The 12383-nt window shown below is 41.9% G+C and carries 10 protein-coding genes and 1 tRNA gene; 5 read left to right on the top strand and 6 right to left on the bottom strand.

The genetic code is table 11. The features are described 5' to 3' along the window. Nucleotides 1-161 precede the first annotated feature (161 nt). From WFH04_RS13615 to WFH04_RS13625, 3 genes are all read right to left on the bottom strand, one after another. Nucleotides 162-356 carry a DUF4083 domain-containing protein gene (locus tag WFH04_RS13615; RefSeq protein WP_336824633.1) on the bottom strand — a complete coding sequence of 65 codons (195 nt, stop codon included), beginning with the start codon at nt 354-356 and terminating at the stop codon, nt 162-164. A gap of 127 nt (nt 357-483) precedes the next feature. Further along, nucleotides 484-2157 (bottom strand): ribonuclease J, encoded by a 1674-nt coding sequence (locus WFH04_RS13620; RefSeq protein ID WP_336824634.1) that lies wholly within the window; start codon nt 2155-2157, stop codon nt 484-486. Nucleotides 2158-2215: 58 nt separating this feature from the next. After that, nucleotides 2216-2287, bottom strand: a tRNA-Asn gene (locus tag WFH04_RS13625). Between the two features lie 213 nt (nt 2288-2500). On the opposite strand from WFH04_RS13625, the gene WFH04_RS13630 reads away from it, so the two are divergent. The 5 genes from WFH04_RS13630 to WFH04_RS13650 all read left to right on the top strand — a co-directional run bounded on the left by WFH04_RS13630 (nt 2501) and on the right by WFH04_RS13650 (nt 7823). Then, nucleotides 2501-3271 carry a DeoR/GlpR family DNA-binding transcription regulator gene (locus tag WFH04_RS13630; RefSeq protein WP_336824606.1) on the top strand — a complete coding sequence of 257 codons (771 nt, stop codon included), beginning with the start codon at nt 2501-2503 and terminating at the stop codon, nt 3269-3271. After that, nucleotides 3268-4569 carry a four-carbon acid sugar kinase family protein gene (locus WFH04_RS13635; RefSeq protein WP_336824607.1) on the top strand — a complete coding sequence of 434 codons (1302 nt, stop codon included), beginning with the start codon at nt 3268-3270 and terminating at the stop codon, nt 4567-4569. Before WFH04_RS13630 ends, WFH04_RS13635 begins: the two co-directional genes overlap by 4 nt. Next, entirely contained in the window at nt 4553-5584 is a 1032-nt protein-coding gene (gene pdxA / locus WFH04_RS13640) for a 4-hydroxythreonine-4-phosphate dehydrogenase PdxA (RefSeq protein ID WP_336824635.1), read from the top strand. Before WFH04_RS13635 ends, pdxA begins: the two co-directional genes overlap by 17 nt. Before the next feature lie 70 nt (nt 5585-5654). Next, nucleotides 5655-7028 carry a GntP family permease gene (locus WFH04_RS13645; RefSeq protein WP_336824608.1) on the top strand — a complete coding sequence of 458 codons (1374 nt, stop codon included), beginning with the start codon at nt 5655-5657 and terminating at the stop codon, nt 7026-7028. 366 nt (nt 7029-7394) lie between these two features. Continuing rightward, complete coding sequence (locus WFH04_RS13650) at nt 7395-7823, top strand: hypothetical protein (RefSeq protein ID WP_336824609.1); 429 nt, start codon at nt 7395-7397, stop codon at nt 7821-7823. Between the two features lie 227 nt (nt 7824-8050). Here the strand turns inward: WFH04_RS13650 and WFH04_RS13655 are convergent, their stop codons facing one another. The 3 genes from WFH04_RS13655 to WFH04_RS13665 are packed head-to-tail and all read right to left on the bottom strand — an operon-like array spanning nt 8051 to nt 12345. Then, the gene (locus tag WFH04_RS13655; protein ID WP_336824610.1) at nt 8051-9334 is read right to left on the bottom strand and encodes an amidohydrolase; all 1284 of its coding nucleotides are present in this window, start codon (nt 9332-9334) and stop codon (nt 8051-8053) included. A 41-nt stretch (nt 9335-9375) separates the two neighbouring features. Next, nucleotides 9376-10887 carry an AbgT family transporter gene (locus tag WFH04_RS13660; protein ID WP_336824611.1) on the bottom strand — a complete coding sequence of 504 codons (1512 nt, stop codon included), beginning with the start codon at nt 10885-10887 and terminating at the stop codon, nt 9376-9378. A gap of 12 nt (nt 10888-10899) precedes the next feature. Then, nucleotides 10900-12345, bottom strand: a complete 1446-nt coding sequence (locus tag WFH04_RS13665) for a M20 family metallopeptidase (RefSeq protein ID WP_336824612.1) — start codon at nt 12343-12345, stop codon at nt 10900-10902. Nucleotides 12346-12383 lie beyond the last annotated feature (38 nt).

Here is a 12383-nt window from a genome sequence, read left to right on the forward strand (position 1 = left end):
CTTGCCAGACAAGGCGCGAAGTCGAGCGAAGACCCGAATAGAACTTAAGGTTCATGAGGGGACGAGCGAGACGAGCAACGCAGTATGCGAGCGTTTGTCAACAAGCTGAGCAGCTAATTAAACTCAATTAGCTGCTCTTTGCTATGAAAGAAATCCAACGACTACTCTTTTTTCTCCAACAATTCTATGATCCTATCTAACTTCTTTTCAAGATCGATGTCGCGCTGGGTATTCCTCTTTCGATTCTTTGACCATGACATTATAAACAAAGCGAAAGAAACAAAAAATAGGACGATGAGCAAGGCGAAGATTAATGTAAAAATGACATCGCCAATATTAAAACTGCTATTTATCATACTCAACTATTCTCAACTCCTTTTGATTTTTCAAATGCAATTATTTCCATTCTATCATTATTAATCAGCATACTTCAGCCCAAGATTTAAATAGCAAAAACCCACGAGCCCTCGTGGGTTGTTATCATTATATCTCAATAATAAACGGCAAAATCATCGGTCGTTTTTTTGTTCTTGCGAATAGCATTTTTTCGGTGGATTTCCGTATATTATGTTTGAGATCACTTCTTCGATTACGGTTTGGCCGATCAAAGTTTTGAACGATGGTGACAATTAAATCATTCAATTCTTTATAAAGATCCTCCGCTCCGCGTTCATAAACAAATCCACGGGAAATCGTGTCGGGACTTGTCAATAGTTTGCCGTCTGTTTTGCTCATCGTTAGGATGATGAGTAGCATGCCTTCTTCTGACAGCAATTTGCGGTCTCGCAAAATCATCTTGCCGACTTCTCCAACACCTAACCCATCGACAAAGATGTGGCCTGCTTGGACAGTTCTTGTTTGGCGTGCTACTGACTGCTCAATGTCGACAACGTCACCGTTGTTGATAATATAAATATTTTCCCTTTCCACACCTACAGATTCTGCCAATGCCCTGTGCTGTTGCAGCATCCGATATTCGCCATGGATCGGAATGAAATATTTCGGTTTCATCAATGTGAGCATCAGTTTCAATTCTTCCTGAAAACCGTGTCCAGACACATGCATGCCTGATGTGCTTCCGGAACCGTAGATGACCTTTGCGCCTAAAAGAAATAGATTATCTACAATGCGCGATACGCTTTTTTCATTGCCGGGTATTGGACTGGAAGATAGGATGACTGTATCTCCCGGCAAAACAGAAACTTGACGGTAAGTTCCAGTCGATAATCTGGAAAGTGCCGCCATCGGCTCGCCTTGGCTTCCGGTACAAATGACAACGACCCGTTCAGGGTCCATTCCATTGATTTCATTTGCCTCGACAATCATGCCCTCAGGTATCGTTAAGTATCCCAATTCTTCAGCTACGGAAACAACATTCACCATACTTCTTCCCAATAGACCGATTTTCCGATTTGTTTTAATTGCTGCATCAATGATTTGTTGAATACGGTGAACGTTGGAGGCGAATGTTGAAATGAAAATCTTTTGATCAGCCCTGCGGAAGGCATCCTCGATATGCTCTCCAACGATCCGTTCTGATTGTGAGAATCCAGGACGCTCGGCATTTGTGCTTTCCGATAAGAGCAATAAAACGCCTTTTTCCCCGATTTTGGCCATCTTATGGAGATCTGCATAATCTCCTCCGACTGGTGTTAAGTCAAACTTGAAATCACCCGTATGCACAACCGTTCCTTCAGGAGTTTGAAAGACAATCCCTAAACAGTCGGGGATACTATGACTCGTTTTAAAGAACGAAACGCTAATAGTACCAAATTCAAAATTGGAATCGCTGTCTACTAAATTTAGCTCCGTATCCCTAAGCAATCCATGCTCCCTTAATTTCAGTTCAATCAAACCTAACGTCAGCCTCGTTGCATAGACAGGCACATTCAACTGTTTCAATAAATAAGGAATCCCACCGATATGGTCTTCATGTCCATGTGTAACAAGCAATGCCCGGATCTTCTCTTTATTTTCCTGTAAATAAGAAATATCTTGAATGATCAAATCTACTCCTAATAAGCTCTCATCAGGAAATTTTGATCCACAGTCGATCATCAAAAGATCGTCCCCGTATTGAAGCACATACATGTTTTTTCCAATTTCATTAATGCCACCTAAAGCGAACACAGACAATGTTTTAGTTGAATTCAACATAAAGCCCTCCCATTGTTCCATTGCGGAAAAGCCTCTTCGATGGAAGGGGCTTTTAAGACTCCGAAAGTAGGACTCGAACCTACGACCTATCGGTTAACAGCCGATTGCTCTACCACTAAGCTATTTCGGAATAAACGATATTGATCTTAGAATGCCCGGAAAGGATAGAAGTATGCATTCGAATTTTGAAATTGTGGACAGTTCAATTTGATAGGAAATATTCGGCATATTACATTAAATTTTTAAAACATTATTGACTTAATCGTTTCAAAGTAACATAATTATGTTTGTATATAACAATAATATGTTCATATTTAACATATGAAGTTAGGGGTTAATTCAAGTGTCTCCAAAAGAACGGCGTACAAAAATAATTGAATTACTTGAATTAGAAGGCAAGGTTGAGATTGTCCAACTGGCGGAAATGTTAGAAGTGACTTCTATGACGATTCGGCGTGATTTTGATGTGTTAGAAAAGCAAAATAAGCTTATCCGTACACATGGGGGAGCAGTTCGGGCACAACCGTTAATACATGAAAGAACATTTGAATCAAAATCGACTATGGCCGTCCAAGAGAAGAAAGCAATTGCCGCAAAGGCTGTCTCTTTGATCAGAGACGGTATGACCGTTCTCATTGACTCTGGAACGACGACACGCGAAATTGCTGTTTTATTAAAATCACGTGAAGATCTTACGGTTATAACAAATGACATAAAAATTGCTGCAGAGCTGATGGATAGTAAGTTAGAAATAATCGTTTTAGGTGGGCGATTGCAAACGGTAACCGGAACTCTTTACGGCTCATTAACTGAAGAGATTTTAAAATCTATGCACGTCGATTTGTTCTTTTTAGGGGCGAATGCAATTAATCATTCCTTTGGAATTACTACGCCAACTATTGAAAAGTCTTCTTTGAAGCGTTCGATGATGAGAACCGCAGCAGAAGTGATTCTTGTCGCTGATTCTTCAAAGTTCAATCAAAAGTCGTTTTCTAAAGTATGTGATTTGGAAGACGTATCAACGATCATTACAGACGACCAATTATCCGAAGAACTAAAAGAATTATACGGCGAATCTGTTGAAATCATTATTGCAGAGCAGGTGAGAGAATGAAGATCGGAATAATTGCTGATGACTTGACAGGTGCGAACGCGACGGGTGTAAGACTTGCAAAAGCCGGATTTACAAGTGCAACCATTGTCTTTGGTGGAGAAGTACCGACGACAAGCACATTCACATCTATTTGTGTAGATACAGATAGCCGTTATGTAGCTCCTGATATGGCTAAAAGTCGTGTGGAACATACATTCAAACAACTGAAAAAGTGGGGAGCCGATGTAATTGGCAAGCGGATTGATAGCACAATTCGAGGTAATGTCGGTTCTGAAATCGACGCCATGTTGGAGAACACTGGAGAGGATAGTGTAGCAATTGTCGTTGCGTCCTATCCTGATTCGGGACGCGTCACTTCAGGTGGATACCTTTTAGTTGAAGGCGTTCCTGTACAAGAAACGGACGTTGCAAAAGATCCGATGAACCCTATAACAAAATCCTTTTTACCAGCCGTCATTGCCGAGCAAAGCAATTATGAAATCGGCCATATCGGTTTAGGTGATGTCTTACAGGGGAAATCAAAAATCTTATCTTCCTTGCATAAACTGATCAGCAATGGCAATCGAATTATTGTAGTGGATGCGGTAACGAATGAGGAAATCAGCAATATTGCTGAGTCGATGGCGTCCATTACAGAACGTACTGTATTTCCGGTGGATCCCGGACCTTTATCGGCGGCGTTCGCACGGGTACTATCAAGGAAGAGCCTGTACAAAAATAAGTACATTGTGACAGTTGGAAGTGTTACAGGGCTTACAGGCAGGCAATTGCGCTATTTAATGGATAAGACAAATTCAATGCCTGTATATGTGGACGCTGCTCAATTGGCGACGATGAAGGATAGATGGGATTCGGAAGTTAAGCGTGCTACGGAAGAAGGGTTATTGAAATTAAAAGAGCAAGAAGTATTGATTGTCACGACGCTATCACCTACTTCGACCGTTTTACCTTTGGCAAATATCGCAAATGAAGAAGAGACAACAGAAGAAGCATTAGCGAAACGGATTACTACTGGGCTTGCAAAAGTGACATACTCCATCATCCAGCAAAGCGATGAAAAAATCGATGGCATGTTTTCAAGTGGCGGCGATGTCACAGCTGCACTCTATTCGGTTAGTGATGCGGAAGCGATTCAACTCGACGAAGAAGTGATCCCTTTGGCGGCGTATGGTAAATTCATCGGCGGTACTTTCGATGGAATACCAGTCGTAACAAAGGGTGGCATGGTCGGAGAAAAGCAATCGATTTATAAATGTGTTACGTATTTACAAACAAAAAATCATGAAGGACGTGTTTGAATTGACGAACGAACGTAAAATAATCGCAATTCCAATGGGCGATGCTGCAGGAATCGGACCTGAAATTACTGTGAAATCACTATCCAAGGAAGAAATTTACGGTATGTGCAGCCCTCTTGTTGTAGGTGATGCCGATGTAATCAAAAAAGCGATCGAAGTGACAGGTGTTGCTTTGAATGTGAATATTGTTTCTGCTCCTCAGGAAGGAAAATACGAATTCGGAACTGTTGATGTGTTAGATATGAACAATATTGATATTGATGCATTGCAGCCAGGAGAAGTCCAAGCGCAATGTGGACAAGCGGCATTTGAATTCATTAAAAAGTCAGTGGAACTTGCAATGGATGGAAAGGTTGCAGCGCTTGCAACGACGCCAATTAACAAGGAATCCCTCAAAGCGGCAAACGTACCGTATATTGGTCATACAGAAATGTTGGAGGACTTAGGTGGAGCTCCAGATCCGCTTACAATGTTCCAAGTAAATGGCATGCGGATTTTCTTCTTAACTCGCCATGTTAGTTTGAAAGAAGCCATTTCTCAAATGACAAAAGAGCGTGTGCGTGATTATTTGAACAGATGTGATTTGGCATTGCAAAGATTGGGCGTTGAAAACCGTAAACTGGCGGTAGCCGGATTGAACCCGCATAGCGGTGAAGGCGGGCTGTTCGGAATGGAAGAAGTGAATGAAATCGGACCGGGCATTGAAGCCGCTAAAAAAGACGGCATTGACGCATATGGCCCTGTACCTGCAGATTCTGTATTTTTCCAAGCATTGAACGGTAAATACGATGCAGTTCTTTCCCTTTATCACGATCAAGGACATATCGCTGCGAAAATGACGGATTTCCACCGTACGATTTCCATTACAAACGGACTTCCATTCTTACGGACTTCTGTCGATCATGGCACTGCATTTGATATTGCATGGAAAAACATCGCAGCTAGCGTAAGCATGGAAGAATGCATAAAACTCGCTGCAGAATACGCTCCGAAGTTTACAAGAGAATCACTCTAAATAATTGAATAGCGATGAAGGGGAGCATTTCCCCTTCATCAATTAAATAAAGAATTGGGGGGTACTAAGGATGACACCGGAAATGCAAATGATTGTCGGTCTTGTTGTGGGTGTGGCTGCATTAATCATTCTTGTGTTAAAAACGAAGATACATGCATTTTTAGCTTTGGTCATAGCTGCGTCATTGACGGGGTTAATTGGCGGGATGAATCCTATTGAAGTTTCTGCAACCATATCAAAAGGATTCGGAAGCACATTAGGTTCAATCGGTATAGTGGTAGGGTTTGGCGTTATGATTGGACGTATTTTGGAAGTTTCAGGAGCTGCAGAACGTTTGGCATATAGCCTTATACGATTTGTAGGAAAACGGAAAGAAGAATGGGCGATGGCGATTGCTGGCTATATCGTCTCCATTCCGATATTTGTCGACTCGGCATTCGTTATCTTGAACCCTTTGGTGAAAGCGTTATCAAGGAAGACTGGTAAATCGGTCATTACATTGGGGGTCGCGCTTGCAGTCGGATTGGCAGCTACGCATCATGCCGTTCCGCCTACTCCAGGTCCTTTAGGTGTTGCAGGTATATTCGGTGTTGATATAGGCCATATGATTCTTTGGGGATTGCTGTTCTCCATCCCGATTATCATTGTAGGCGTTTTATATGCAAAATGGATTGGTAAAAGAATTTATCAAATACCGACAGAAGATGGATTGGATTTTGAAAGACCAGACGAGCAGTTGGCTTATCAGGAGCTTATTCGGCTGACAGATGAGAGAAGTAAAGAGCTTCCATCGTTATTCCGCTCCATGGTGCCGATATTATTGCCAATACTCCTTATATTCATAAATACAACAATGGTTGCAATGGATCTTACAGGGGGCTGGGTCGATTATATTCTGTTCTTAGGACAGCCGATCATTGCAGTAGGTTTATCCCTTGTGTCGGCAATTTATCTGTTGGCGGGTCATTTGAAGCGGGAAGAAGCATTGGAAAGAATGGAAGAAGGAATGGTGACGGCTGGTATCATCCTCTTGGTTACAGGTGCAGGCGGTGCCCTTGGCGAGGTGCTGCGTGTTAGTGGTGCGGGAGATTATATCGCGCAACAAGTCGCATCACTCCCTTTGCCGGCAGTATTGATACCATTTTTCATTGCGACAATTGTTCGTTTAATACAAGGTAGCGGCACGGTTGCGATGATTACGGCGGCATCCATTTCAGCGCCGATCGTCATGAATTTGGATGTCAATATGGCCCTCGCGGCACAAGCAGCCGCATTAGGTGCTATGATTTTCTCTTACTTTAATGATAGTTTATTCTGGGTAGTCAACCGGATGCTTGGTGTCAAAGAAGTGAAGGAGCAAATCTTAGTTTGGTCCGTCCCTACAACGATCGCATGGGCAGTTTCTTTGGTGTGCATCTTAGTTGCAAATATGATTGTAGGATAAACAGAAATTCATATATCAGGCACTTAACGATGTACAATCGCTTAAGTGCCTGATATTTTATTAACACCCTTCGCTGAATTGTTGCTATCAATAAAGGTAATGTAAAGCCTTATCATTCCTCCATTTTCTTCAATAGCATCCCCTTTACACCCTGAAAGTAGGACCTAAACCCACGTTCGATCGCGTGATCTCCGGGGATAATAGGAATCTGTATATGCATTCATCCAAAACTGATACGTCAAGGGAGCGACTATAAAGTTCTCTTGTTGCAAATAGACTTTTTTTCATTGAAAATGAGGGGTACAGTATTAAACGATTGATAGGTTATTCTTTTCAGTCGTTATTCAATAAGAGGTGAAAGGGTAATTGAAAATCGGGACGATGCTTGGCCTTATAATTGCGCTAATCGTTTTTATTAATTTTGTTTACCAAACCATTCGGTTGTTTAAAGGATTAAGCAATCAAATGTATGATGAAGATACGGTTCATCGGTTTCAATGCGGTAAGTGCGGCGAGATGCACTCATTGAAAGGGCCGGAAATGAAAAAACTCCGCCGAGCGCCTCGAATTGAAAAAAGTACCTTCGGAAGTCAAAGCACGGCAATTGTTTTCAAATGCCCTCATTGTCATAAACGTACATCGCAACTTGTACAGTACGATACGAATGTGACAAAAGGGGCGGGGATGGTGCGCGTTCAGATGAATGATGAACAAAAGCCTCTAATTGTACAATTTTTAGTTAGGGGTATACTGCCATTCATTTTACTAAGCATGGTTTATCGATTTTTTGCTTGAAAGTGGTTCGATAAAAACCGAATCCGGTTTTTTAGAAATAAGGGGTGTTTATGCGCCTTGTCGGCAAGTTAAGCGTTTTTTTAGTGGATTATGAGTTGTTGCCCACAGATATACGTTGAAAAATAGGTTTATGCGTTGTTGTATGATTTATGTGTTTTGGGTTAGCGTTAAATATTCATTTGACAGTGCAACCCGCCAAACTTCAAAAGTTCGGCGGGTTGTTATCGTTACTCATCATGCTTCGCTATGTCCTTAGCAGCAGCGAACAATATTTCTACTGCAGGAAGTAAAGTATTTTCGTTGATGTCGAAGCATTCGTGGTGATGCCCTGCAGCAAGGTCTGTGCCGAAGATGCAGTACGTTGCTTGCCCGCCTTGTTGTTGAACGGCTTCCAAGAAATAAGTCGCATCTTCTGAACCTGCATTGTTGTCGCTTATTTGGACGACGTGTTCAATAAAAGGATGTTGTTCGGCTATTGTAGCTAATTTATTTGCTAACACCTCGGAGCATTTGCAGCTAATTGCTTCTCCAACGGTATCGATCGTATATTCCACTCCATACATAAGGGCTGCACCAGCAACTATATTGTGAGCTTGTTCCTTCATGTAATCATTGACTTCACTTGTTTCTCCGCGAGTTTCCGCGATGAGAGTTGCATGGTTTGCCACGACATTTCTACCGGATCCTGCATGTAGTTCACCGACGTTAATGCGAGAATCGCCCCCTGAATGCCGGCATATTGCATGCATATTTAAAGCAGCGGTTGCTGCGGCAAGTAACGCATTTTTTCCTTTCTCCGGTTCGCTTCCGGCATGAGCAGCAGTACCCTTGAAAGAGATGTTCAGCTTCGAGGTAGCTAAAAAGCCGTTATTCGCCGCTACAAAATGATGCTGTGGGATACCTGTTCCGATATGTGAGGCGATGAAATAATCAATGCCATCTGCAACTCCTGCACGAGCCATTGCTTTTGCGCCACGCGTCCCTTCTTCAGCTGGCTGAAATATTAATTTAAAAACGCCGGTAAGCTGTTCTTTATTACTGGCCAACAGAGTAGCTAAGCCCAATCCGATTGCAGTATGGGCATCGTGTCCGCAGGCGTGCATAGTCCCTTCTGCAATTGACCGAAATCCTAATTGAGTCGGAAGATGTTCTGATGAATCAGATTCCTTAATAGGTAATGCATCCATGTCAAAACGAAAAGCGATCGTTGGTCCGGGTAGCTGTGTATCGAGCGTAGCAACGATTCCAGTATAACCTTCCGTGAAAAAGGGAAGGAATTTCTCGTCTGCTCCATTTTCTTTCGCCCATTTTGCATGCTCACTTGTTATTTTTAAGTCGGGTTTTCCCATGCAATCATCTACGTTCATGACCTCTTTGCCCATTTTTAAATGGAACCCCAAATCGTAAAGTATACTTGCAACAATTGATGCGGTGCGCATTTCCAAAAATCCCTGTTCGGGAAAACGGTGAAAATCACGCCGCCAGTCGGTTAGTTGTTCTACTAGTTTCAAATGTAATTCCTCCTGACCGTTCAAGCTCTTTTATTCCACGATTAAAAACGGGCATGGATACCCGGTCCAAATGGAATTCCGAGGTAATAAAACAGCATAATTAAAATGATCCATGTTGCTAAGAAAGTGATTGTATAAGGAAGCATGAGGGAAATATACGTCCCAATGCTTGCTTTCTTATCGTAACGTTGCATGAACGCCAATATAATGACCATATATGGAAACAGCGGTGTAATAATATTTGTAGATGAATCTGCGATGCGATAAGCTGCTTGGGTAAAGGCGGGATGATATCCCAATTGCATGAACATCGGAACGAAGATCGGTGCTTCAATTGCCCATTTAGCTGAACCCGATGTAATTAAGAAATTCATCAATGCCGTGAAGATAATATAGCCTATAATAAGCGGCATTCCGGTGAAGTTAATATCTTTTAGAAATTCTGCTCCATTTACTGCAACCCAAGTACCAAGATTGGACCAGTTAAAGTAGGCGGTGAATTGGGCGATTGCAAAAACTAAGACGATATAGCTGGACATGTCTTTGATCGACTCAGACATATATTTACTGACATCTTTACTTGATTTTATATTGCCGACAGAGATACCGAATGTCACTCCAATAATAACGAAAAAGATTAGTATAATCGGAACGATGCCATCAAGGAACGGAGACGGAATGAGTCCGCCTTCCTCATTTGTCAAAGGGCTGTTCGGAATAAAAATGGTAACAGCAATAATGGCAACGTAAATGAGCCCTGCAATTATTGCGTGTATAAAGGCTCTTTTCGCTTGTGGCAAATCTTCTGTATTCTCTTCTTCTATAGCATCTCCTTCATACTTTCCTAAACGAGGCTCGATGAAGCGAGTAGTAACAAGTCCGCCAACAATCGTAAGTGCGAAGACGGAGACAACATTGAAAAACCAGTTGTCCGCAGGAGTAATGGTAATGGTTTCATCCAAAAAGCGTGCAGCTTCTGTTGAAATACCGGCTAGCAATGCATCTGTTCCAGCAATAAATAGATTAGCGGTAAATCCCGCACCCGCTCCAGCAAATCCTGCTGCTAGCCCTGCAAGTGGATGGCGGCCAACTTTATAAAAAACAAGTGCCGCCAATGGGGGAATTAATACGATTGCAGCATCTGATGCAAGATTCCCCATGATTCCTACAAACACAACTGTATAGGTTAATAAAAAAGGTGGTGATTTTAAAATGGTTTTGCGTACAGCATAATCAAGCATACCAACCTTTTCTGCTAAACCTATCCCCAACATCATGACCAACACTAAGCCAAGTGGTGCGAAACCTGTAAAGTTACTTAGCATAGAAGTGAGGATGAATTGTAATCCTTCTGCAGAGATTAAGCTTTTTATTGCTAGCGTTTCTCCGTTGCCGGGATGTACGACAGAAGCATTGAATAAGCTAAAAATATAGGAAATGATGATCATCATCACCGCGAGTCCGATAAAAAGTACAAATGGATCGGGAAGCTTATTTCCTACTCGCTCAACGATATCCAAAAATCTTTGGAAAAAACTTTTTTTCTCCTTCATAATTTCACCTCATTAGTAGATTTTTTTCCCGCTAAGTGTGGTTGGCTTGACTTCGGGCGGTATTGGGTTAGTATATGGATGGTCCTGTTGATACCTTTGAAATTCTTCTTGGACCTGTTTCAGCTTCTCTTTTGAAGATAAAAGTTCAATTCCAGTCAATGCCATAGCTGATGCAGCGCGCAGCATACCTTTATTGGCGAAACTCGATAAACCTTGCGCTGTCATTTGCCACGTATGTAATGGAGTAGCAAGGGCACTCGTTGCCGCAGTTAATTGTGCGGTAGGGGTTACCCAGCTAACATCTGCAACATCAGTAGAACCATAAAATAGTTCATCTGTAACTGCGTAGTCAGATATAGAATCAGCTACATATTTTCCTTTGAACTCACTACCATCTCCGATATATCCAAATCCTTTCATTAATTCTACAGAGAAATCTTGTTCGTCCTTTGAGAAGGTATCCCATATTTGTTTTCCAAAAGTTTTTTCGTCTTCACTAGGTTCACTAGTTCCAACTATTTTGAGATTTTTATGAAGAAGCTCCTCTAAGCTTCTGTTCGGAATATAATTGGAGCAAGCTTTCATAAATTCAATTGTCAGTTCGGTTTCTGTCATGAGAGCTGCGCCTTCTGCAATTTTGCAAATACGATCGTAAATCCCTTTTACTTGTTCGTTCTTTGGCGCTCGAATTAAATAAAGAACTTCTGCATGTGGTTGCACCACGGCAGGTGATAAACCGCCAGTGTCGGTAACTGCGTAATGTACTCTGGCATCTTGGATGATATGTTCCCTTAGGTAATTGACCCCTACATTCATTAATTCAACAGCATCCAAAGCGCTGCGGCCTAAGTGCGGAGAGTTGGCAGCATGTGCGGCGATTCCCTTGAAGCGAAAAGCGACCTGGTAGTTTGCGAGTGTTGGTAGGCTCATAATGGCGTTAATTGGAGAAGGGTGCCAAGTTAAAGCCGTATCAACCCCATTGAAAGCGCCTTCACGGACCATAAATGTTTTACCGGAACCACCTTCCTCCCCGGGACAACCATAAAAAACAACCGTTCCTGAAAGTTCATTTACTTCAAGAAAAGCTTTTACAGCACATGCTGCGGCAAATGCCCCGGCGCCAAGTAAATTATGTCCGCATCCATGACCGATATTGGGCTGATCTTCAATACGCTCAGGTATAGAAATGTTCGGTTGTTGATTTAATTCGGGGAGTGCATCGAATTCTCCTAAAAATGCGATGACAGGCTTGCCGTTCCCATAGATAGCTTTGAAAGCAGTTGGTATATTTGCGATATTACGCTCCACTGTAAAGCCCAATTTTTTACATTCATTTGCTAAAAAAGCAGCACATTTATATTCTTCAAAGCGTGTTTCTGGATGGTTATAAATATATTTAGATACTTCTTGAAAATACTCTTTGTTCTTTTCGATATACTCTTGGATGAATGTATGCAATTCAAAACCTCCTATATACTTGTCATTGGAATCATAAC

The organism is Sporosarcina sp. USHLN248 (genome assembly GCF_037144575.1).
Taxonomy (GTDB): Bacteria; Bacillota; Bacilli; order Bacillales_A; family Planococcaceae; genus Sporosarcina; species Sporosarcina contaminans.